Here is a 23,286-nt window from a genome sequence, read left to right as displayed (position 1 = left end):
ATCAGCCGCGGATGATCGAGCGGCCGGCATACTGCGCCTGCGGGCCGAGGCCTTCCTCGATGCGGATCAGCTGATTGTATTTGGCAAGGCGGTCGGAACGCGACAGCGAACCCGTCTTGATCTGGCCGCAGTTGGTGGCAACCGCGAGATCGGCAATGGTCGAATCCTCGGTTTCGCCGGAGCGATGGGACATGACGGCGGTGTAGGCCGCCTTGTGCGCCGTATTGACCGCGTCGAGGGTTTCCGTCAGCGAACCGATCTGGTTGACCTTGACGAGGATCGAGTTGGCGACACCCATGCGAATGCCGTCGCGAAGGCGGGCGGAGTTGGTGACGAAGAGATCGTCGCCGACGAGCTGCGTCTTATTGCCGATCAGGTCGGTCAGCGCCTTCCAGCCGTCCCAGTCGTCTTCGGCCATGCCGTCCTCGATCGAGATGATCGGGTATTTGCCGGCGAGCTCGGCCAGATATTCGGCCATGGCGCCCGATTCGAGCGTGCGGCCTTCACCTTCGAGAACGTATTTGCCGTCCTTGAAGAATTCGGTCGAGGCGCAGTCGAGGCCGAGGTAAATGTCCTCACCCGGCTTGTAGCCGGCTTTCTCAACCGACTTGACGATGAAGTCGAGGGCTTCCGAAGCGCTCTTCAGACCCGGTGCGAAACCGCCTTCATCGCCGACATTGGTGTTGTGGCCCTGGGCGGCAAGCTCCTTACGCAGCGTATGGAAGACTTCCGAACCCATGCGCACGGCTTCGGCGATCGTATCGGCGCCGACCGGCAGGATCATGAATTCCTGGAAGTCGATCGGATTGTCGGCATGAGCGCCGCCGTTAATGATGTTCATCATCGGCACCGGCAGCAGGCTCGCCGAAGCGCCGCCGACATAACGATAGAGCGGCAGGCCGGAGGCCTGGGCGGCAGCCTTGGCGACGGCGAGCGACACGCCGAGGATGGCGTTGGCGCCGAGACGCGACTTGTTCGGCGTGCCGTCCAGTTCGATCATGATGTTGTCGATCTGGATCTGGTTTTCGGCGTCGATACCGCCGATGGCGTCGAAGATCTCGGTGTTGGCGGCCTCGACCGCCTTTTCGACGCCCTTGCCGAGGTAGCGCTTGCCGCCGTCGCGCAGCTCGACCGCCTCATGGGCACCCGTCGAGGCGCCAGAGGGAACGGCCGCGCGGCCCATGCTGCCGTCTTCGAGGTAGACGTCGACTTCGACGGTGGGATTGCCACGGCTATCGAGAATCTCGCGGGCGATGATATCGGTGATTGCAGTCATGGGTTCTTCCTGCTCGGTGGGTGATCAATCGTTCGAAGCCTGTCATAATCGAAGGCGGGCAAATTACAATGCCGCAATTCCCGCCTGCGAAGCAGCGTTCTGACGTGGCCTAAACCACGATCATGTCAGCCTGTTGAACATCAAGCCTTGGCGACCGCGTCGAAGGCAAGCAGCTTCTCAAGCAAGCGCGGCATGTCCTTGAGATAAACCATGTTCGGGCCGTCGGACGGCGCGTTGTCAGGGTCCTGGTGGGTTTCGAGGAAGACGCCGGCAATTCCCGTCGCCACGGCTGCGCGCGCCAGCGTTTCAACGAATTCGCGCTGACCGCCCGAGGATTCGCCCTGCCCGCCCGGCTGGGCGACGGAATGGGTCGCATCGAAAATGACGGGCGCGCCCATCGCCGCCATGATCGGCAGCGAGCGCATGTCGGAAACCAGCGTATTGTAGCCGAAGGAAGCGCCGCGCTCGCACAGCAGCACGTTCGGATTGCCGCTGGCATTGAGCTTCTTCAGGACGTTCTTCATATCCCAGGGGGCGAGGAACTGGCCTTTCTTGACGTTGACGACGCGGCCGGTCCGGGCAGCGGCGATCAGAAGATCGGTCTGGCGGCAGAGGAAGGCGGGGATCTGCAGAACGTCGATCACCTCCGCCACCTCGGCGCACTGCTCGGCGGTGTGAACGTCGGTCAGGACGGGAAAGCCGAATTCCTTCTTCAGGTCGGCGAAGACCTCCATGCCCTTTTCAAGCCCGATGCCGCGCTCTGCCGAGAGCGAGGTGCGGTTCGCCTTGTCGAAGGAACTCTTGTAGACGAGGCCGATACCGAGCTTTGCGCAGAGCTCCTTCAGCGTACCGGCGACCATGAAGGCGTGGTCACGGCTCTCCATCTGGCAGGGGCCGGCAATCAGCGACAGGCGCCCGGTATTGGAAAAGGTGACCTGGCCTTCGCCTTCGCCGATCTTGACCTCGGAATTGGTATCAGTGCTCATCGTGGTTCCTCGAAGGCAAAAAGCGCGCCCTGCCCGGGCGTGGGCTTCACCAGAATGCGATTGTTCTTGCGTGTGTATGTCACTCCGTTAGCAGCCAAATGCGCTTCTGTCACGGCAAGATCGGTGACGGTGAAGAGGATTGCCTGACCGCGCAGGCCACGATCGGCGGCGGAAACGACAAGCTCGAAATAGGCCTCCAGCCCTTCCGGCGTCATCAGGCTGATCTTGGCATTGGATGCCGCGATCTTCATGCCGAAACCGGTTTTCTCCACCACCGTCTGCCCGACCGCAAGACCAACGAAGGCGGCAAATGCAGCCGGCTCCGGCGAACAAAGGGCGATCTCGGCAATGCCGGTCACGCCATTGGCATGCGTCTCCAGAGCGGCACGACCGGCCGGGAACGAATTGATGCGCTGACAGGTGAAGAGAAAGAAGTCGGGCGCGCGCAGATCTCCTGAAAAGGCCAGTTTGAAGCTGCCGACGCTTTCCGAACCGTCCGGCATCCGCATCGGCCGGCTGAACTGCAACATCTCGCCGGCACTCGCGCCGCTACCCACGAATCGCCGATGATCGAGGCCGGCATCCTCGGTGAGGAAGGCCAACGCCGAAAGTCCCTCCTCGCCGCAGCGGAAGCGGAAGGCGCGATTGCGGGCGATGAAGACATTGCCGTGGCGGGCCGCTGCCTCGCTCTCCTCGACACTCGCCACGCCGAGCGGCTCGATATAGGTCTTGTCGGCGAAAAAGACGCAGGCATTTTCCGTTCCGAACGGATGGCGCGCATCGGCGGCGACGGTAAAGCCGAGCTTGCCGAGCCTTTCGCGCGCCAGGTCGATATTGACGACGGGCAGCACGACATGATCCAGCGGGTGCGGTTTGGCGGAATGTGCGATCATGATATCCCTCCTGACACGCCAGAGATGTGCGACAGCACCACCCTCAATGCAAGACATGTGCGCCAATCCGGCGAATGAAAATAAAAATCTCGACGAGTTGGCGCGAAGTTTTACGGAAATTTAGCTACTTGCGGAACACATATGGAACATATAGTGTCTGTTCTGGATTTGTTTCAATCACGGGGTCTGACGTCGATGCTCACGCGCAAACAACAGGAGCTTCTCCTTTTCATTCATGAGCGCATGAAGGAATCCGGCGTTCCGCCCTCTTTCGACGAGATGAAGGATGCCCTGGATCTCGCCTCGAAATCCGGCATTCATCGCCTGATCACGGCGCTGGAGGAACGTGGTTTCATTCGCCGCCTACCGAACCGGGCCCGGGCCCTGGAAGTGATCAAGCTGCCGGAGGCCTATAGCCCCAGTCTTCAGCCGCGCCGCGGTTTTTCACCGAGTGTTATCGAAGGCAGCCTCGGCAAGCCCCAACCGGTCGCCGCCCCCGCTGCCGCAAAGCCGATCGCCGACAACGGCAACACTGTGTCCGTGCCGGTCATGGGCCGGATCGCCGCCGGCGTTCCGATCTCGGCGATCCAGAACAACACGCACGACATCGTCGTTCCCTCAGACATGCTCGGCTCGGGTGAACATTATGCGCTGGAGGTCAAGGGCGATTCGATGATCGACGCCGGCATCTTCGACGGCGACACGGTGATCATCCGCAACGGCAGCACCGCAAGTCCCGGCGATATCGTCGTTGCGCTGGTCGACGACGAGGAAGCGACGCTGAAGCGCTTTCGCCGCAAGGGTGCCTCGATCGCCCTCGAAGCCGCCAACCCGGCTTACGAGACCCGTATCTTCGGGCCCGACCGGGTCAAGGTGCAGGGCAAGCTGGTCGGCCTCATTCGCCGTTATCACTGACAGCGGACGGGCCGGTTTCGGTAAAACTGTCTTTGCGCCAATCATAGGCTCGATGGCGCATCCATGGACGCGACAAAGCATCGAATGCGGTTGCGACCTCGAATCCCTCCTGTGCAAAACGCAGTTCGACGGAACCGGTCCTACGCAGCGTCTCGCCGGTGAAGAGTGTCGCACCCGAGCGGCAACGGTCGAAACGCAGGCGCACCGCGGTCACGACAATCTCGCCGGCGTCGCAGGCCGGGCCGAGATAGGCGGCGTTGTCGATGACGGCGACGACATGGCCATTGCCGAGCCTGACTATACACCAGGCCTTCTTCACGCAGGAAAACCGATTTACCTCACCACCGGCTACAGCGGTCGCCATCGCCGTCCTCGCGTCATTCTGCTGGTCGCGGGACAGCCTGACGCGGCGGTCTTCACCCGGTGGCGGGATGGCAGGACCATCCAGCATCTTCGGCGGGTGGTGCCTCGGCAGGACCAGCGCTCTTTGCCACTGGTCGAAGATGAAGTCCGGCGGGTTTTCACGGTTGGAAGCCAGTGCCGCCGGCGCGATGAGCGCGACCAGACCACCATCCTCTGAAATCACCAGATCCGGCGGCCGGGACCCTGGCAGAATCAGCAGGATGAGCGTCGAACCGGCGAGGATCGATGTGCCGGCATGGCGCAACCGGGTGCGGAGCAGCGTCAGCAGCAGAAAGCCTGCCACAGCGACCGCGAAATACCAGGCGGGCAAGCGGCCGAGGCCGATGTCGCCGCCCCAGCCGGACACCGTCTTGGCGACCGCAATCACCAGATCGAGGCCGAAACCGACCACTTTCCAGAGCGGAGCGTCCAGACCGAACGGCATGAGCAACATAGCCAGCAGCCCGGCCGGCATGACGATGAAGGAGATGATCGGCATCGTCGCAAGGTTTGCCGGCAGGCCATAAGCGGTCAGGCGATGAAAATGCTCGATCGAAAACAGCGCCGTGGAAAAGCCACCGATCAACGAGGTCAGGAAGACGCCGCCGAAGAAACCGGCGATCGCCACGACCGGCCGCAGGACCGGCAGCTTCAGCAACGGGTTTTCCCGGACGCGCCGGTCCTTCCACAGCTGATAGCCCGATACCAGTGCCAAAGTCGCGGCAAAGGACATCTGGAAGCTCGGACCCAAGACTTCGGAGGGTGAAATGGCGATGATGACGAGCGCCGAGAGAACGACATTGCGCAGGCTGATCGACGGCCGATCGAAGAAGACGGCAATCAGCATGATCGCCATCATGATGAAGGCGCGTTCGGCCGAAACCCCGAATCCTGAGATCAGGAAGTAGGCCGTGACGGCGAGGAGCGCGCCGCCCGCGGCGAGCTTCTTTGTCGGATAGGCTTGAGCGACAACAGGAACGAGGCTGAGCAGCATCCGGAAACCGACGAAGAAGATGCCGGCCGACAACGCCATGTTGAGGCCCGAGATCGCCACGATATGCGCAAGGCCGGACTGGCGCAGCGCCTCCGTCGTTTCCTTCGAGATGGCGCGCCGCTCGTCAGTCACCAGAGCAGCGGCAAAAGCGCCTGTGTCGCCGGGCAGGATCGAGCGTATGCGATCGCCGATGCCGCTGCGCAACTGATAAAGCCATTCGAGCAGAGCTTCGGACGTCGATCTCGCAGGCTGCGGGCCTGCCTGCGAATCGACTTTCTCGGGCGCACCGTAGAAGAAGCCGTTGGCGCCGATGCCATCGAAATAGGCACCGAAGGAAAAGTCGTTGAGCCCGGGAAGCGCCGGCCCCGCCGGCGGCGTCAACCGTGCTCGGCCGGTGATGACGTCACCGATCTCGAAGGGCGCATCGGCGCCGCGGGCGATCACGGTTATGCGCCTCGGCGGCCGCTTCACCTGTGGCGCCTCGGTGCCGGTGACGGCAAGAACATAGCGCCACCGCCCGCGATCGTCGCCTTCGCGCCGCTCGACGCGGCCGGTCACCGTCGTCGTCACGGATGAATCGAGGATGACGGTCGAGGCCCGCCAGCTTTCGAGCTGCGCGCAGAGCATGCCGCATACCACGAGGGCAAGCGCCATAAGCGTCGCCCGCAAGGCCGGCCGGCTGCGGCCGGCGACGACCACCGCAAACATCAGCACCGACAGGCAGAGCAACGATGGAAGGAGCGGAAAATCCGTTGCCGCAAGAAACCAGAATGCCGCGCCGGCACCGAGGAAGACCGGCGAGAACAGGAGCAGGCGGCCGTGGTCGGCCTCCTCGCTCAGCATCCGGCCGCCAGCACGCAGCGCTTGTCTCATTGCCGCCGGCAGCCGATGGCGCAACGACATCGCGGACTGGGTTCTCGCCGGCCGCATCACCACGGCAGGGGCAGGAAGATCGGCCGGATCGGCAAGACCGACGCCCGCTTGCGGCCGCAATTCGACTGTCGTCAATTCCTGCATGCGCCGCCCGAACTTACCCTGCCCAGGCACCCAGAATGCAACCTCTGGGCAAATCCGGCAAGCATAATCGATTGAAATACGAGCGAAAATCGCAAATGCGAAAAGACCAGTCGAATCATCGGTTTCCGCTATGCGTGCCGCTCATCGCTGCAGTGCCTAAAAGGTGATGCCGCAATGCACAAAATGCCGTCACGGTAACTTGGCATTAGCTTCGCGATCATATAGCTATCGGTAAGGACGCTTAACCCCTATGGCGCTTTTGTGGCGCCACCGACATTTCGGAGGATCAGCATGACGGATCAAAGCGCAACAATAAAAATTGGTGACAAATCAGTCGACCTCGCCGTCAAAAGCGGCACGATCGGTCCAAGCGTCATCGATATCGGTGCTCTCTACAAGAACACCGCTTCCTTCACCTACGATCCGGGCTTCACCTCGACCGCATCCTGTGAATCGAAAATCACCTATATCGACGGCGACGAAGGCGTGCTGCTGCACCGCGGCTACCCGATCGAGCAGCTCGCCGAACATGGCGACTTCCTCGAGGTCTGCTACCTCCTGCTTTACGGCGAACTGCCGACGGCCGCGCAGAAGAAGGACTTCGACTATCGGGTCACGCATCACACCATGGTGCACGAGCAGATGAGCCGCTTCTTCACCGGCTTCCGCCGCGATGCGCATCCGATGGCCGTCATGTGCGGTTGCGTCGGCGCGCTGTCGGCCTTCTATCACGACTCGACCGATATCACCGATCCGCATCAGCGCATGGTCGCCAGCCTGCGGATGATCGCCAAGATGCCGACGCTGGCCGCCATGGCCTATAAGTACCATATCGGCCAGCCCTTCGTTTACCCGAAGAACGACCTCGACTATGCATCGAACTTCCTGCGCATGTGCTTTGCCGTTCCCTGCGAGGAATATGTGGTCAACCCGGTGCTTGCCCGCGCCATGGACCGCATCTTCATCCTGCATGCCGATCACGAGCAGAACGCGTCGACCTCGACCGTGCGCCTCGCCGGTTCGTCGGGCGCCAACCCGTTCGCCTGCATCGCGGCCGGCATCGCCTGCCTGTGGGGCCCCGCGCATGGCGGCGCCAACGAAGCAGCACTCAACATGCTGAACGAGATCGGCACCGTCGATCATATTCCGGAATATATCGCCCGCGCCAAGGACAAGAACGATCCGTTCCGCCTGATGGGCTTCGGCCACCGCGTCTACAAGAACTACGACCCGCGCGCCAAGATCATGCAGAAGACGACGCATGAAGTACTCGGCGAACTCGGCATCAAGGACGATCCGCTGCTCGAAGTGGCGATGGAGCTCGAGCGCATCGCGCTCACCGACGAATATTTCATCGAGAAGAAGCTCTATCCGAACATCGACTTCTATTCCGGCATCACGCTGAAGGCGCTGGGCTTCCCCACGACCATGTTCACCGTGCTCTTCGCGCTTGCCCGCACCGTCGGCTGGATCGCGCAGTGGAACGAGATGATCGAGGATCCGGAGCAGCGCATCGGCCGTCCGCGCCAGCTCTATGTCGGCGAACCGAAGCGCGACTACATCCCGGTTTCGAAGCGCTGATCGCTTCAGACCAATCGGCTCAAAAGAAAACCCGGTCAGAAACGACCGGGTTTTTTCTTTTTCAGCACGTCGAGCAGGATTTCGGCAGCATATTCGCCCGGCGGCTTTTCGGTCTGCATGCGCTGCCAGATGAGCTCATAACCTTCCTTCATCGCCTTGAGCTGGTAAGTGTCGGCCGACAGCCTTTCCATCCAGCGTGCGAGGCTTGCGCCGCGAACGACATCGTTCAGATATTCCGGCACGACCGCGTAATCGGCAATCAGGTTCGGCAGCGCCCCTGTCCAGGTCTTGATGCCCGATGTCAGCAGCCGCATGATCCAGTCGACCTTGTAGGCGGAGACGACGGGAACGTCGGCGAGCGCCAGTTCGAGAATAACGGTTCCGGATGCCGCCATGGCTGCATCGGCCTCGACGAAAGCCTTCCACTTTGCTTCCGCGCCGACAACGATCTCCGGCGTTACCGCCCATTTCGCCGTCAATTCGCGCACAAGCCCTTCCTTGTGTCGCATCGTCGGCAGGATGAAGCGCATCGGTCCATTGCGGGCGACAAGTTCGCTCACCGCCACCTCGAAATGCGGCAGGAGCTTCTGGATTTCCGAGGAGCGTGAGCCGGGCAGAAGCAGGATTGTGCCGTTGCCGGGCCGTCTTCCCGCACGCAGGCGTCGGGTCTCCAGGAGCGCAGGGTCGGCGGTCAGGCGATGCCCGACATAGGTCGTTGCCGGGCCTTTGAGGCGCTGCATCGTCGCCGGTTCGAAAGGCAGGACGGCGAGCACGTGATCGACATAGGCAAGCATGCGCTCGGCGCGATATTCCTTCCAGGCCCAGACGCTCGGACAGACATAATCGACGACAGGCAAATCCGGCAGCGCCGTGCGGACACGCTTTGCCACGCGATGGGTGAAATCCGGGCTGTCGATGATGAGCAGAATGTCAGGCCTTGCGGCGATGATTTCAGCCGTTGTCCGGCGGATCAGGCCAAACAGCTTCGGCAGCCGGCTCAGCACCTGGGTGATGCCCATGATCGACAGTTCGGAAAAATCGAACAGGGATCGCAAGCCCTCCGCCTGCAGACCCTCCCCGCCGACACCGACAAGTTCCACCGGTCCGCCATGGATGCGCTTCAGCGCGGCGATGAGGTCGGCGCCGAGGAGATCGCCCGACACCTCACCGGCAATGACGGCAATCTTCAGCGGCGCGCCGGTCATTCCAGCCCCCATTCCGGAAGACCGCGATCAATGCCGCAGACGAAAAGTCCGGCCTCGTCGGCGGCGCGGATGACGGCAGCACGATCGAGCACCAGCGAGCGGCCGGCTTCGACGGCGATACCGGCAAGGCCGGCTTTACCGGCGTTCAGCACCGTGGAAACGCCGATGGCCGGCAGGTCGGCGCGAATATCCTGCTGCGGCTTGCAGAGCTTGACGAGCACGCCGCGGCGGCGCGTCGAAATGCGCCCGGCGGCTCTGAGCCCGGCGACGCGGTCGAGCATCTCATCGGTGCCCTCAAGACCTTCCATCGCGACAACCCGCCCGCCGATGCTGACGCCGCCCTGCCCGACATCCAGCCGGCCGAGCATCTCGGCGGCTTCGGCAGCACGGCTGATATCGCGCCGATCTTCGTCACCGGGTGCCACGGCGCCAAGCGGACCGACGGAAGCCAGCAGGTCGGGGGCGATCTCATGGGCGCCGACGACACGCCGGCCATTTCCCTCGATCAGCCGGATCACCATCTGCAGGACCGTATCGTCGCCGCCGGAGAGCAGGGTGCGGATCGCGGCCGGCACCTTCATCAGAATACGCAGCGTCGGGCGCACCTCACGCCATTCCGGCCGGCGGCGCACGCTGCCCGACATCACCACGCGGCCGATGCCATAACGGTTGAGAAGACTATCGAGGGCGGCGAAATCGCCGATGCCGATTATAGCGTGGTCGTAGCCTTCCCAACGCCGGTCGCTTTCGTCCTTCAGGGCGACGATAACAGGATTTTCGCCTGCTGCGCGTGCGGCTTCCGCGACGTAGGAAGGCAGAAGGCCGCCGCCGGCGATGATCGCCAGCCGGCCCGCCGCGGTGTCGCCTGATAAAGCCACGGGCTAGCCCTTCTGACCTCGGGTCGGCGAGGACAGGGCGCGGTCGCTTTCGGCGGCGATGAAATCCAGGATCTGCATCACCTCTGCGCAATCGGCATATTCCTCGCGGATGGCCGCGGCGTTCTCACGCACGGAGGCCGTTCCCTCGAAGATCGCCTTGTAGGCGCGGCGCACCCTGTGGATGACGGCGCGGTCGATGCCGGCGCGCGTCATGCCGACGACATTGAGACCGCCCAGCAGACCGGGATTGCCGTTCAGCATGCCGTAGGGAATGACGTCGTAACTGACTGCCGACAGCCCGCCGACGAAGGCCTGGCGGCCGACGCGGGTGAACTGATGAACGGCCGAGCCGCCGCCGAGAATGACGCGATCCTCGATGACGACGTGGCCGGCGAGCATGACGTTGTTCGACATGATCACGTGGTTGCCGACCCGGCAGTCATGCGCCACATGCGAATTGGCCAGGAACAGATTGTTGTCGCCGACGATTGTCTGGCCGCCGAAATCGGCGGTGCCGGTGTTCATCGTCACGCCTTCACGAATCGTGCAGTTGGCGCCGACCGAAAGCGTCGTCTCTTCGCCGGCATGATGCACGCTCTGCGGATCGCCGCCGACGACCGCCATCGGGAAGATGCGCGTGCCCTTGCCGATCACGGTCCGGCCGGTGACGATCGCATGCGCCAGGAGCTCGACATTGTCATGCAGGACGACGTGCGGCCCGACATGGCAGAAGGGACCGATCTTCACGCCCTCACCGATCGTGGCCCCGTCTTCGACGACGGCCATCGGATGAATGCGGGCGCTTTCGGCAATCGTACTCATGCCTGATCCTTACGAACGATCATCGCGCCGATATCGGCCTCGGCGACAAGCGCGCCGTCCACCTTGGCGTCGCAATGGAATTTCCAGATATTGCCGCGCTGCTTGTGCTTCTTGACATGGAATTCGACGCGATCGCCGGGCACAACCGGCTTGCGGAAACGCGCATTCTCAATGGTCATGAAGTAGACAAGGTTGCCCGGCTGGCCTTCCTTCTTGGCACAGATCGCACCCGCCGTCTGCGCCATGCCCTCGATCAACAGCACACCCGGCATGATCGGCGACTCCGGAAAATGGCCGGTGAAATGCGGCTCGTTCACCGTGACGTTCTTGATGCCGATCGCCGCGTTGTCGCCATCGATCTCGATGATCTTGTCGACCATCAGAAACGGATAGCGATGCGGCAACAGCTTCATGATCTCGATGATGTCAGCCGAAGAAAGCGTCGTCGTGGCTTCCTCAGTCATTTTCCTTGCCTCCAGGGTTCCGCCCGCGCAACTTGGACTTCGACACTTGTTGCGCCGCCTCTCTCAGATAGTCTTTCAGCGGACGAGCCGGTACGCCGCCATATTGCCCGCCGGCGGCAAGATCGGTCATGATACCGCTTTTGGCGGCGATCTGCACGCCGTCGCCGATCGTGACATGGCCCTTGATGCCGGCCTGGCCGCCGATCTGCACGCCGTTGCCGATCTTCGTGCTGCCGGCAATGCCGACCTGCGCGACAATGGCGCAATGGCGGCCCATCTGAACGTTGTGGCCGATCTGGACCTGGTTGTCGATCTTGGTGCCCTCGCCGATCACGGTATCATCCATGGCGCCGCGGTCGATCGTGGTATTGGCGCCGATCTCGACATTATCCTGGATGATCACCCGGCCGATCTGGACGATCTTGATCATGCCGCGCGGACCCGGCGCATACCCGAAACCATCCTGGCCGATGCGAACGCCGTTGTGGATGATGACACCGTTGCCGATCAGCGCGCAGAGAATGCTGGCGCCGGCTGCAATCGAACAATCCCGGCCGATCTTGACGCCTGGGCCGATGATGCTGTGCGCGCCGATGCGGGTGCCCTCGCCGATCTCGGCATGCGCCCCGATAACCGCCAGCGGCTCGACGATCACGCCTTTTTCCAGCTTGGCGCTCGGATCGATCACCGCGCTCGGCGCGATCTCGCCTTCACCCGGCGAAATGGTGACCGGGCGCAGTGCCGCCGGGTAGAACAGGCCGCCTGCCATGGCGAAAGCCGCATGCGGATTGGACGACAGGATGATCGGGATATGCTGAGGTACGAGGTCGGCGAGCGCCTTGTCGCAGATCACCGCCGAGGCCTGGCAGGTCAGCAGCTCGTCCCGGCTGCGGCGCGACAGGATATAACAGACGTCGCCCGCCCGCGCCCGGTTGATGGGAGCGACGGAGCGAACGATGATGTCGGCATGATCGGAATTGGCGAGTTCCGCCCCAAGAAACTCTGCCAGCTCAGCGAGCTTCAGACCTTCATGGGGCAGAAAAAAAACGTTTTGCTCCATCGGCAATGCTCCAGAACGGAATTGAGTCTTACAGTTCCGGACTGCCGATATCAGAATTGGTTGTTGATGCCAAACTTGAAGTTTTGCGTCTTGTCGAAGTCTTCCTTGAGGACCGGAATTGCGTAATCCAGACGCAACGAACCGAACGGAGACTGCCAGACGACGCCGACACCGACGGAAGCACGCAGCGAGGCGTCTTCGCCTTCGATGCCGTCACCCCTGAGGTCGACGTCGTTGCCGAACAACGTGCCCGCATCAGCGAAGACCGCGCCGCGCAGATTGAAGTCACGCGGGAAGCCCGGCATCGGGAAGGTTGCTTCGGCCGATGCCGTGAAATACGTCGTACCGCCCAGCGGATCGTCGTTGGTGCCGGAAACGCGCGGGCCGATGCCCTTGTTTTCGAACCCGCGAATGTCGCCGTTGGTCAACGTGAACTGGTCGAAGACGTTCAGATGCTCGCCGAAGCCGACGACATAACCAGCCGAGGCCGAAACCGAGCCGATGATATCGGCATCGTCAGCGAGCAGGTGGTAGTAACGGGCCTTGCCGTAGATCTTGTAGAACTGCGAGTCGCCGCCGAGACCGGCAATTTCCTGCGTCGCCGTCGCGTAGATGCCTTCGCGCGGCAGGACCGTGTCGTCGAGCGTGTTGTAGGTCAGCGTCTGCGAGATGGAAGACCGCGTCCACGGGCTGTCCTCGACGAGGTGCTGATACGGAGCCGACAGGTCGGAAAGATCGCTGTCATCAGCGTCATACTTCATCTGCTTGTAGTTATAACGGAAGGTCGTCGCCAGATCCTCGGTGATCGGCGCGGTGACGCGCAGGACGACGCTGGTTTCCTCGTAATCGTAGTTGTCGTTGCTCGACGTCTCGCTGTGGTTGACGTCGAAGCCCGCCGCCAGACGATAGCCGAGGAAATAGGGCTCGGTGAAGCTGACGCCGTAGGCGCGCGAACCTTCCTGACCGCCGCCGGCCGAGATGCGGATGTACTGGCCGCGGCCGAGGAAGTTTTTCTCTTCGATCGACGCTTCGAGCAGCAGGCCGTCACCGCCGGCGGCATAACCCGCACCGACGCCGAACGAACCGGTGGACTGATCCTGCACGTCGACGACCACCACGACGCGATCCGGCGAGCTGCCCGGCTGGGTGGAGATATTGACGGAGGAGAAATAGCCGAGCGCTTCGAGGCGGCGCTTGGCCTTGGTGATCATCTGCTGATTGAAGGCGTCGCCTTCGCTCATGTCGAATTCGCGGCGGATGACGTAATCGCGCGTGCGGCTGTTGCCACGGATTTCGATGCGCTCGACATAGGCGCGCTCGCCCTGGTCGACCAGATATTCGACACCGATCGTGTTGTTGTTGAGGTCGCGGTTACCGCGCGGCGTGACGCGCGCAAAGGGATAACCGGCAGAGGCCACCTGATCGGAGATCGCTTCGATCGACTTCTGCACCTCCTTGGCGCTGTAGACATGACCTTCCTTGGTGCGCACCAGCGGCAGCAACTGATCAGAGCCGACGCCTTCGACGGTCGACTGGACGGTCACCGGTCCGAAGTCGTAACGCTGACCTTCCTCGATGTTGAAGGTGAGCGTGTACTTGTTGGTTGCCTCGTCGAAGCTCGCATCGGAAGAGACGATGCGCATATCGGCATAGCCGCGGTTGTAATAGAACTGGCGCAGCGCTTCTTCGTCGGCGTGAAGCTTGTCTTCGTTATAGACGTCCTTGCGGGTCAGGAACGAAAGGAAGTTCGAACGCTTGGTATTGATGACGGCAGCCAGACGGCCGGCGCTGTAGGCATTGTTGCCGACGAAATTGATCGAATCGATCTTGGTGCGGTCACCTTCGTTGATGACGAAGGCGAGATTGACGCGACCTTCGCCGAGCGGCACCACCTGCGTCGTCACTTCGACTTCGCTGCGGCCGGTGGCGGCATAGGCATCTTTGATCGCTTGGATGTCGGACTGGATCTGCGTGTCGCTGTAGGGACCGGCAGCATGGGTCTGGACGATCGTCGCGAGCTTGTCGTCCTTGATCTTGCGGTTGCCGTTGAAGACGACCTGATTGACGAGCTGGGCTTCCTGGACATTGACGACGAGCGTGCCGCCGGAGACCGAAATCTTGACGTCGGAGAAGTAACCGGTGCCGTAGAGCTGCTTGACCGAGTCATCGATGTCTGTGTTCGAAAAACTCTTGCCGGGCGTGATGGTCAGGTTCGACCGGACAGCTTCCGCGCCGACGCGGCTGGCGCCGCGCACATCAATGCGCTGGATAACCGCGGCCTCGGCGGCCGTAGCGGAAACGAACGTCAAAGCGCCTGCGCCCGAAGCAACAACACTAGCAGACAGCGCAACCGCCGATACTGCGTTCAAAAACTTTGAACCAGCCTTCATTTCACCTATTACCTTTTTTCCCTCGTCCCCGTCCCCGGGAGAACCCGATTCCGGTCACGTGTGTCGTTTTACCCGCTTTTGACATACAAGCAAGGGAGGGCGTTAATTTCTGTTTACTTCATTTCGAAGCGTGACCCATTCGCCACTACAGCCTTGAAACATCGTAAATAAATAGTAATTCCCTTACCTTGCGCGTTTACCCTGAGCTCACGCTTATGTCGTTCCAGGTCGTAAAAACCATCAATGTCAGTATCATTGCCAAGCCGATGCGAAACGCAACTTCCTGAGCCTTGGAGCCCAGGGGTCTGCCCCTCACCGCCTCCACCGCATAGAACATCAGGTGGCCGCCATCAAGTACCGGAACCGGCATCAGGTTAAGCAATCCTATCGAAACCGAAAGTGTCGCGGCAAGCTGCAGCACTGCGCCAAGCCCGAGGCTTGCCATCTGTCCGGAAGCTTGCGCCACACGGATCGGACCGCCCAATTGATCGGCCCGCATCGATCCCGCGAAGATATTTCCGATATATTTGAAGGTGCCGGTGACGATGCCTGCGCTTTCGATCACCCCTTCCCGCACAGCCTCAAGCGGGGCGTAGGTCCGCAGGCGGAAATTGCCGGCTTCCTTGTTGGTGATGATGCCGATCTGGCCGAGTTCAATCTTATTGCCGAACTGGTCGGTCGTGTCGGTGCGTTGCGGCACCATCGGCACATCGAGCTTTTGGCCGCCGCGCTCGATCGTGACGACGATCCTTTGGCTCGGACGCATGGCGACATAGCGGCGCACCTCATCGAAGGTCTCGACCTTGTCGCCGTCGATGGCAATCAAGAGATCGCCGGGAAGAATCCCGGCGACGGCGGCCGAGCTCTCCGGCTTGACCTCGGCAACGACCGGGTCAGCGATCATGCGGCCATAGACGGTGAAGAGAACAGCGAAGATCACAATCGCCAACAGGAAATTGGCGATCGGGCCGGCGGCGACGGTCGCGGCGCGTTTCCACAGCTTGGCGCCGGCAAAGGAGCGCGCCCTGTCCTCCTCGGACATGGCGGCGATCCCATCGTTGTCGGGCTTGCTCGAAACATCCTCATCGCCGAAGAAACGGACGTAACCGCCAAGCGGGATTGCCGAAATCTTCCAGCGTGTTCCGTGGCGGTCGGTGAAGCCGAATATCTCCGGGCCGAAGCCGACGGAAAAGGCGATGATGCGAATGCCGCTCCAGCGTCCGACGAGATAATGCCCCATCTCATGCACGAAGACGAGCAGCGAGAGCACCAGGATGAAGGTGACGATGTTCCCCATCACAAATGCATATATGCCTGTCATCACGTCCATTAGTTCCTTCCGTCAGGCTGCGGCGTCATCAAAGGCCGAACAATGCCGCGCCGAGCGATGTCATCCCGCCCCCCTTTATCAGGGAAAAAAGCCCAGCAAGCAAGAACGCCGAAAAACAGGCGAAAATCAGTCCGTCGACACGATCCATGACGCCGCCATGGCCCGGGATGAGGTGGCTTGAATCCTTGACCCCGAATTTTCGCTTGATGAAAGATTCGAAAAGATCGCCGGCCTGGCTGCAAACCGACAGAATGAGCGCCACGCCGGCAGCAACGACCTCCGCGCCCGGAACAAGAAAATGGACAAGAACGACGCCGGCTGCGACCGCCGAAACGGCGCCGCCGATAGCGCCGGACCACGTCTTTCCGGGCGAGATCGACGGGGCAAGCTTCGGTCCGCGAAGAGCCCTGCCGACGAAATAGGCGAGGATATCGGTTGCCCAGACGACGGCAAAGACGAAGAGCATGGCATAAAGGCCCGGCCGATCGTCGCCTCTGATCCCGGCGAGCACCACGCCAGTGGCGCCGGCATAAAACAGGCCCGCCGGGAACCAGCGGCTGGTGCCGTGCAGGATGATCAGGGCGATGCCGACGGCGGTGACACCGGCCAGCATGCCGGCGGCGAATTCGAAATTGCCGACAAGCACCAGGAAAGCGATCGCCGCCTCGCCGATCCAGCCGACGCCATTGGCAACCCAGTCACGCGCGACGCCCGATATTTTCGACCATTCATAATAGATCAGCAGGCCGATCACGGCCGCCAGGATGCGGAAGGCAAGGCCGCCATACCAGGTGGCGGCAAGAACGACGACTGCGAGAATCAGCCCTGAAGCGATGCGCAGTTTCAGTTCCTGCTGCATCAGGTGCCAACCGCGGCTGCCTGCGACGACAGGCCGCCGAAGCGCCGGTCGCGGGAGGCGAATTTTTCAAGCGCCGAGCGGAAGATTTCGGGGCTGAAATCCGGCCAATATTCCGGAACGAAGATGAATTCCGAATAGGCGGCCTGCCACAGCAGGAAATTGGAAAGCCGCTCCTCGCCGCTGGTGCGGATGATGAGATCCGGATCGGGGATACCCGCCGTGTCGAGACGGGCGTCGATCAACGCAGGCGTGATGTCCTGCGCCCTCAGGCGACCGGCCTCGACGTCCTTCGCCAGGCTCGCCACGGCGCGGGAGATTTCATCGCGCGAGCCGTAATTGAAGGCGATGACCAGCGTCAGCGCCGTATTGTCCTTCGTCGTCTCCTCCGCCTCGAGCAGCAGGCCGAGGATATCGCTGCGCAGGCTGTGGCGATCGCCGATCACCCTGATGCGCACATTCTGGCGATGAAGTTCGGCCAGGTCGCGGCGGATGAAAGCCTTGAGCAGACCCAGCAGATCGGAGACTTCGGCCTCGGGCCGGCGCCAGTTCTCCGAGGAGAAGGCAAACAGGGTCAGATATTTTATGCCGGCCGCGCCGGCCGCGCGCACTGTCTCGCGCACAGCCTCGACGCCCTTGCGGTGGCCCATCGTGCGCGGCAGGCCACGCTGCTTGGCCCAGCGGCCATTGCCATCCATGATGATGGCAACATGCTCTGGCACAGTCAAAAATACAGATTCCGACATTTCCCGTCCGGTCTTTCCAGGCAAAGCCACAGATCCACTAGACCTGCATGATTTCCTTTTCCTTCTCGCCAAGCAAGCGGTCGATTTCGGAAATCGTCTCGTCCGTCATCTTCTGTACGCGTTCCGACTGCGCACGGCTCTCGTCCTGGCCGATTACGCCATCCTTTTCGGCTTTCTTGAGGCCGTCCATACCGTCGCGGCGGACATGGCGAATCGCGACCTTGCTCTTTTCGGCATAGTCGTGAGCCACCTTGACGAGCGATTTGCGACGCTCCTCGTTCAACTCCGGCAGCGGGATGCGCAGGCTCTGGCCGTCGACGATCGGGTTGAGACCGAGGTTGGATTCGCGGATGCCGCGCTCAACGGCGCTGACCATCGACTTGTCCCAGACGGAAACCGTCAGCATGCGCGGCTCGGGCACGGTAATGTTTGCGACCTGGTTCAGCGGTACGCGCGAACCATAGGCCTCGATCGTCACCGGATCGAGGATGTTGGCCGAGGCACGGCCGGTGCGCAGCGATGCGATGTCGCTCTTGAATGCGGAAACTGCGCCATCCATGCGGCGCTTCAGTTCCTTGATATCGATACCTTCACTCATGTCGATGCTCCCGTCGAAAGCATGATGCCCAAACGTGTCATCGGTGACGACATCATGCTCTAACTATCTAATATAGAACATAATTCAGATCTGAGGCCAACCAGGCCCGACATCATCATGTTCTAGCGAGACCTGCACCCGAAAAGGCGCAGCGTGTATCAGTTGTCGGAGACGATGGTCTTGAGGCCACCGCCCGTCAAGATTTCGGCAAAACCGCCCTTCTCGTGGATCGAGAAGACGATGATCGGAATGGAATTCTCCCTGGCGAGCGCCACGGCGGCAACGTCCATCACCGCAAGCCCCCTGTCCAGTACTTCCTGGTGCGTCAGCCGATCAAGCCGCGTCGCGTCGGGATATTTCTTCGGATCGGCGGTATAGATGCCATCGACCTGCGTGCCCTTGAAGATCGCCTGCGCACCCATTTCGGCGGCGCGGAGTGCCGCGGCGGAATCGGTGGTGAAGAAGGGGTTGCCGGTGCCGCCGGCAAAGATCACTACGCGTCCCATCGACAGATGATAGAGGGTCGCACGCTGCGAAAAGCTTTCGCAGATCTCCGGCATGGAGATGGCCGAAAGTACCACGGTGTCGATGTTGAGCTTGCGCAGCGAGGTCGCCAGCGCCAGCGCGTTGATGATGGTGCCGAGCATGCCCATATGGTCGCCGGTCACCCGGTCGCCGCCCTTGGATGCCACCGCGACACCGCGGAAAATATTGCCGCCACCGACGACGACGCCGACTTCCACGCCCATATGCCTTGCCTCGGCGATATCGGATGCAATGCGGTCCGCCACCGTGACATCGATCCCGAAACCCTGGGCACCCATGAGCGCTTCGCCGGAAGCCTTGAGCAGAACGCGTTTATAGACAGGCTCTAAAGACATCTTGGCTCCTCGTAAATTGCCGTGAATGCCCGATACACGAAGGGCACCGCGTTGTCACGCGATGCCCTTCTTGTTTTCAGAATTATGGCTGGAAGATCAACCCTTGACGGCAGCCGCGACTTCGGCTGCGAAATCGGTCTCTTCCTTCTCGACGCCTTCGCCGAGCAGAAGACGGGCCATGCCGGCAACTTCGATCGAAGCGCCGACGGCCTTTTCAGCTTCCTTGATGGCGGCTGCGACGGTCAGATCAGGATTGATGACGAAAGCCTGCGAGAGAAGGGCGACTTCCTCGAAGAACTTGCGCATGCGGCCTTCCACCATCTTCTCGATGATATTGTCCGGCTTGCCGGAAGCGCGCGACTGCTCGATGAAGACGTTGCGCTCGCGCTCGGCGACGGCGGCATCGACTTCCTCAGGGCGGATCGCCAGCGGTGCGGTCGCCGCAATATGCATGGCGACCTGGCGGCCGATTGCGTTCAGGGCTTCCTTGTCGCCGGTCGACTTCAACGCGACGAGAACGCCGAGCTTGCCGAGACCGTCGGAAACGGCATTGTGGATATAGGTGGCAACGACGCCGTCCTCGACGGAGAGAGCGACCGAGCGGCGCAGGTTCATGTTCTCGCCGATCGTTGCGATCGCATCCTTGATCGTGTCGGAAACCGACTTGCCGAACGCCGGGTAGGTCGCGGCCGCAACGGCCTCGACGCTGCCGTTGGTGGAGACGGCGACCTTGGCGATGCCGCGGACGAGATCCTGGAAGGCGTCGTTACGGGCGACGAAGTCGGTTTCGGAGTTGACTTCGACGACGACGGCCTTGGTGCCTTCGCTCGAAACGCCGATGAGGCCTTCGGCAGCGGTACGGCCGGACTTCTTGTCGGCCTTGGCGATGCCCTTGGCGCGCAGCCAGTCGATCGCCGCTTCCATGTCGCCATTGGTTTCGGCAAGCGCCTTCTTGCAGTCCATCATGCCTGCGCCGGTCTTTTCGCGCAGTTCCTTCACCATTGCAGCCGTAATCTCGCTCATTATCTTCCTCTTGTCGGTTCAAACGGTGGGCCGCAAAGCGCGGCGCGGCACCGGATTGAGGCACGAAATGTACCTGTATGTATGACAGCGTGATGAAGACGCGCCATAACGAAACTTATCTGGCGAGGCATCTGACGCCTTCGCCCTGAAACAGGCAAGGCCGCCGAACTTCGATGAGTCGCGAGCGGCCTTCCCCAGTCCATGCAAGCTTTGGCGGAACTTCCGATCCGCCCGCTTTCATCAGCCTTCGGCTGCTTCTTCGAGAGCCGGCTCGACCGGAACTTCGGAGGATGCGCCGAGATCGCGGCCGGAAGAGCTCTGCTGGCGAGCGATGCCGTCGATGGCAGCGCGGGAGATCAGCTCGCAGTAAAGAGCGATTGCGCGCGATGCGTCGTCGTTGCCCGGGATCGGATAGTCGATCAGGTCGGGATCGCAGTTCGAGTCGATGATGGCGACAACCGGGATGCCGAGGCGCTTGGCTTCGTCGATCGCGATCTTTTCCTTGTTGGTGTCGATGATGAACATCAGGTCGGGGGTGCCGCCCATATCGCGGATACCGCCGAGAGCCTTGTCGAGCTTTTCACGTTCGCGCTCGAGGTTCAGGCGTTCCTTCTTGGTGAAGCCCTGGGCTTCGCCACCAAGGATCTCATCGAGCTTGCGCAGGCGCTGGATCGAGTTGGAGATCGTCTTCCAGTTCGTCATCATGCCGCCGAGCCAGCGCGAGTTGACGTAGTACTGGGCCGAACGCTTGGCGCTGTCGGCGATGATCTCGGACGCCTGGCGCTTGGTGCCGACGAAGAGAACGCGGCCGCCGCGGGCAACGGTGTCGCTGACGACCTGGAGGGCGCGCGACAGCATCGGAACGGTCTGGGCCAGATCGATGATGTGAATGTTGTTGCGGTCGCCGAAGATATACGGCTTCATCTTCGGGTTCCAGCGATGGGTCTGGTGGCCGAAGTGGACGCCTGCCTCAAGAAGCTGGCGCATAGAAAAATCAGGCAATGCCATGCCTTGTTACTCCTTTTCCGGTTGAACCTCCGCAAGACGAACAGCACCCTCTTCGAGGATGCCACCGGCGGAACAGCCCGGATTTCTCCCGGACGATCCCATGCCTTACGTGTGGAATGCCGGTGCCCATACATTCGGTTCGGCATAAAAGCAAGGAAAACATTCCATTCGGCATAAAAACAGGGATTCCGCCGCGCATCCCGACGCTGCCCTGCCCTGCGAATGCCGCCGCTCAGCTTGCCAGCGTCGACAGCAGCGACAGCATGACGCCTGCGTCCGGCATCGGCAGAATGGCGTCGACCTCGGCCGGCAGCAGGTTGCCGATGGCGCTGTCGGCATTGCCCGTCGCTGTGCCCAAGGGACCGCGGAAGCCGTGTTTGGTCCAGGCAAGTTCCTGCAGCCGCGGGCTGGTCAGAGCCTCGATCAGCCGGTTGGCATTTTCGTCGACGACGATCAGCGGATGCGCGGAATAGACGGTCGGACGCGGATAGAGCACCACCGGCTTTGCGCCCGTGCTCGTCTTGATGCGATCCCAGCGCGTGGGATCGGCGAGGATCCATTCGACCAGCTGATTCTCATAGCCGACGATCATCGGCTCGCCGCCGAGGCCGCCGGCCAGATACTGATCGAAAAGCTTTCCTGACGACGGCGATTTGAAGCCCATGTTGCGGAAGATCGCCTGCACCTTGCCGCCGAATGCAGCGAGATCAGCCGATGTCGCGACATTGCCGCTGAAAAGGCTGAGCACCAGGCCGGCGAACATGAAGCCGGAATTGGAGCGGTTGGGATCGGTCGAGACGATACGGGCGCGGCCATACAGCGAATTGACGCCGAGCTTCGACCAGTCGGCGCCGGCAAGGATCGCCTCGAGCAGCGCCTTCAGATCGAGCTGATGATGACCTTCGCTGGTCACCGTCACCAGCCCCGCCTTCATCAGCCCATCGACCACGGGCTGCCAGGAATAGACGACAACGGGCGTATTCAGCACGACGCGGTCGTTGCGGATAGCGATGCCGTTCTGCCGGGCGATATCGACCATGATCGAAGACGACGGCCACAGAAATTGCGGATGCTGTGACAGCAGCGCCTGTTCGCGCACCATCTCGACCGAGCCGGCGACGCGGCTATCCATCGTCAATCCGTAGGCGCCGAGCGCCCTGATGACGTCGGGGTCGGCAAGGAAGGCCTCCTTCTCGCCGCCGACGAAACCGAACAGCGTCGTGCGGCTGCCCAGCAGGCCCTGCAATTCCGGCCGGTCCCGCACGGCGAAATAACCGCCGGTGCCGGCGACACCGGCTCCGAGCAGTCCCACTCCAAAGGCGCGACGAGAAAGGGCCATCAGCGTCCGATATCCTCTTTGAGCGATGCCTGGATGAGGCGCAGATCAGTGTCGAGCGTACCGAGTTCCTCGTCGACGAGGCTGTCGGCGTAATGAACGAAGGCCTCTTCGAGCTTCACCAGCACGCCGCGCACTTCCCCCAACTGCTTCGTGTCGGGAACCCGCTTGGCTTCGATCACGGCAAATCCCTCCGCCACCTCGGCCGCACGCGGCAGATAATAAGAGAGAAACCGGCGAACTGCATTGGCGCTTTCGGGCTTGGCCTCGACCTTGCGAAAGACGTCGGCGGCGATTTCGGCAAGGTGCCGGACAGCCGTCGCCGCCTGCTTGTCGCCGATCGCATCGGCGGCAGTCTCCAGCCTTTCAGCAAAGGGAACGGCCGCCTCCAGGAGGTCGCGGGCAAAGGCGACGCGCCCGCTGCCGATGCGCTTGAGATCGAGGCCTTCGAACAGCCGGCGCGGCGCCAGCAGAATGACGAGCCCGGCAAAGACCAGAAGGGCGATGATGGCGGCAATCCAGAAGGGCATGCCGGCGACAAAGCTCAACAGCGGCACGGTGATGGCCGCCGCCAATCCCGCCGCGATCCAGTTGCCGTCATTGCCGAGCCAGTTGCGCATGCCTG

General features: G+C 61.8%; 21 protein-coding genes. 2 read left to right on the top strand and 19 right to left on the bottom strand.

Going from position 1 to position 23,286, the window contains the following annotated elements:
- Position 1: 1 nt before the first annotated feature.
- The 3 genes from eno to CO671_RS18550 all read right to left on the bottom strand — a co-directional run bounded on the left by eno (position 2) and on the right by CO671_RS18550 (position 3,155).
- Positions 2-1,276 (bottom strand): phosphopyruvate hydratase, encoded by a 1,275-nt coding sequence (gene eno, locus CO671_RS18560; RefSeq protein WP_097607122.1) that lies wholly within the window; start codon positions 1,274-1,276, stop codon positions 2-4.
- 140 nt (positions 1,277-1,416) lie between these two features.
- Positions 1,417-2,262, bottom strand: a complete 846-nt coding sequence (gene kdsA / locus CO671_RS18555; RefSeq protein WP_097607121.1) for a 3-deoxy-8-phosphooctulonate synthase — start codon at positions 2,260-2,262, stop codon at positions 1,417-1,419.
- A complete protein-coding gene (locus CO671_RS18550; protein ID WP_097607120.1) occupies positions 2,259-3,155 on the bottom strand; it encodes a VOC family protein in 897 nt (298 codons plus the stop codon). Before CO671_RS18550 ends, kdsA begins: the two co-directional genes overlap by 4 nt.
- 195 nt (positions 3,156-3,350) lie before the next feature.
- On the opposite strand from CO671_RS18550, the gene lexA reads away from it, so the two are divergent.
- Positions 3,351-4,070: a transcriptional repressor LexA gene (lexA, locus tag CO671_RS18545; protein WP_064683609.1), complete on the top strand. Its 720-nt coding sequence runs from the start codon at positions 3,351-3,353 to the stop codon at positions 4,068-4,070.
- Here the strand turns inward: lexA and CO671_RS18540 are convergent.
- Positions 4,051-6,483, bottom strand: coding sequence for a ComEC/Rec2 family competence protein (locus tag CO671_RS18540; protein WP_097607119.1), 2,433 nt, complete (start codon positions 6,481-6,483; stop codon positions 4,051-4,053). The two genes, lexA and CO671_RS18540, sit on opposite strands and share 20 nt — an antisense overlap.
- A 291-nt stretch (positions 6,484-6,774) precedes the next feature.
- Between CO671_RS18540 and gltA the strand changes: the two genes are divergently transcribed.
- Positions 6,775-8,064 carry a citrate synthase gene (gene gltA / locus CO671_RS18535; protein ID WP_008526864.1) on the top strand — a complete coding sequence of 430 codons (1,290 nt, stop codon included), beginning with the start codon at positions 6,775-6,777 and terminating at the stop codon, positions 8,062-8,064.
- Positions 8,065-8,099: 35 nt separating this feature from the next.
- On the opposite strand, the gene lpxB is transcribed toward gltA, so the two are convergent.
- From lpxB to CO671_RS18460, 15 genes are all read right to left on the bottom strand, one after another.
- The gene (lpxB, locus tag CO671_RS18530) at positions 8,100-9,269 is read right to left on the bottom strand and encodes a lipid-A-disaccharide synthase (RefSeq protein WP_097607118.1); all 1,170 of its coding nucleotides are present in this window, start codon (positions 9,267-9,269) and stop codon (positions 8,100-8,102) included.
- Positions 9,266-10,147, bottom strand: a complete 882-nt coding sequence (locus CO671_RS18525) for an LpxI family protein (RefSeq protein WP_097607117.1) — start codon at positions 10,145-10,147, stop codon at positions 9,266-9,268. Before CO671_RS18525 ends, lpxB begins: the two co-directional genes overlap by 4 nt.
- 3 nt (positions 10,148-10,150) lie before the next feature.
- Complete coding sequence (gene lpxA / locus CO671_RS18520) at positions 10,151-10,969, bottom strand: acyl-ACP--UDP-N-acetylglucosamine O-acyltransferase (RefSeq protein ID WP_097607116.1); 819 nt, start codon at positions 10,967-10,969, stop codon at positions 10,151-10,153.
- Positions 10,966-11,433: a 3-hydroxyacyl-ACP dehydratase FabZ gene (fabZ, locus tag CO671_RS18515; protein ID WP_004678630.1), complete on the bottom strand. Its 468-nt coding sequence runs from the start codon at positions 11,431-11,433 to the stop codon at positions 10,966-10,968. Before fabZ ends, lpxA begins: the two co-directional genes overlap by 4 nt.
- On the bottom strand, positions 11,426-12,493 hold the full coding sequence (gene lpxD / locus CO671_RS18510) for a UDP-3-O-(3-hydroxymyristoyl)glucosamine N-acyltransferase (protein WP_097607115.1): 1,068 nt from the start codon (positions 12,491-12,493) through the stop codon (positions 11,426-11,428). The genes fabZ and lpxD overlap by 8 nt, the downstream gene beginning before the upstream one ends.
- A 50-nt stretch (positions 12,494-12,543) precedes the next feature.
- Positions 12,544-14,883 (bottom strand): outer membrane protein assembly factor BamA, encoded by a 2,340-nt coding sequence (gene bamA, locus CO671_RS18505; RefSeq protein ID WP_097607114.1) that lies wholly within the window; start codon positions 14,881-14,883, stop codon positions 12,544-12,546.
- A 196-nt stretch (positions 14,884-15,079) separates the two neighbouring features.
- Complete coding sequence (rseP, locus tag CO671_RS18500; RefSeq protein ID WP_097607113.1) at positions 15,080-16,213, bottom strand: RIP metalloprotease RseP; 1,134 nt, start codon at positions 16,211-16,213, stop codon at positions 15,080-15,082.
- Positions 16,214-16,241: 28 nt separating this feature from the next.
- A complete protein-coding gene (locus CO671_RS18495) occupies positions 16,242-17,072 on the bottom strand; it encodes a phosphatidate cytidylyltransferase (RefSeq protein WP_097607112.1) in 831 nt (276 codons plus the stop codon).
- Complete coding sequence (locus tag CO671_RS18490) at positions 17,072-17,815, bottom strand: isoprenyl transferase (RefSeq protein ID WP_097607111.1); 744 nt, start codon at positions 17,813-17,815, stop codon at positions 17,072-17,074. The genes CO671_RS18495 and CO671_RS18490 overlap by 1 nt, the downstream gene beginning before the upstream one ends.
- A 37-nt stretch (positions 17,816-17,852) precedes the next feature.
- Positions 17,853-18,413 carry a ribosome recycling factor gene (gene frr / locus CO671_RS18485; protein ID WP_004678618.1) on the bottom strand — a complete coding sequence of 187 codons (561 nt, stop codon included), beginning with the start codon at positions 18,411-18,413 and terminating at the stop codon, positions 17,853-17,855.
- Between the two features lie 158 nt (positions 18,414-18,571).
- Positions 18,572-19,294, bottom strand: coding sequence for a UMP kinase (pyrH, locus tag CO671_RS18480; protein ID WP_010029145.1), 723 nt, complete (start codon positions 19,292-19,294; stop codon positions 18,572-18,574).
- A 96-nt stretch (positions 19,295-19,390) separates the two neighbouring features.
- Positions 19,391-20,317: a translation elongation factor Ts gene (gene tsf / locus CO671_RS18475; protein WP_097607110.1), complete on the bottom strand. Its 927-nt coding sequence runs from the start codon at positions 20,315-20,317 to the stop codon at positions 19,391-19,393.
- A 240-nt stretch (positions 20,318-20,557) separates the two neighbouring features.
- Positions 20,558-21,325 carry a 30S ribosomal protein S2 gene (gene rpsB, locus CO671_RS18470; RefSeq protein WP_008526906.1) on the bottom strand — a complete coding sequence of 256 codons (768 nt, stop codon included), beginning with the start codon at positions 21,323-21,325 and terminating at the stop codon, positions 20,558-20,560.
- Between the two features lie 232 nt (positions 21,326-21,557).
- Positions 21,558-22,664 (bottom strand): substrate-binding domain-containing protein, encoded by a 1,107-nt coding sequence (locus tag CO671_RS18465; RefSeq protein WP_097607109.1) that lies wholly within the window; start codon positions 22,662-22,664, stop codon positions 21,558-21,560.
- Positions 22,664-23,281 (bottom strand): 5-bromo-4-chloroindolyl phosphate hydrolysis family protein, encoded by a 618-nt coding sequence (locus CO671_RS18460; RefSeq protein WP_097607108.1) that lies wholly within the window; start codon positions 23,279-23,281, stop codon positions 22,664-22,666. Before CO671_RS18460 ends, CO671_RS18465 begins: the two co-directional genes overlap by 1 nt.
- Positions 23,282-23,286 lie beyond the last annotated feature (5 nt).

Source organism: Rhizobium sp. M10 (assembly GCF_002531955.1).
Lineage (GTDB): Bacteria > Pseudomonadota > Alphaproteobacteria > Rhizobiales > Rhizobiaceae > Rhizobium > Rhizobium etli_C.
The sequence above is the reverse complement of the archived record's forward strand: the minus strand, read 5'-3'. Positions and strand labels throughout refer to the sequence as shown.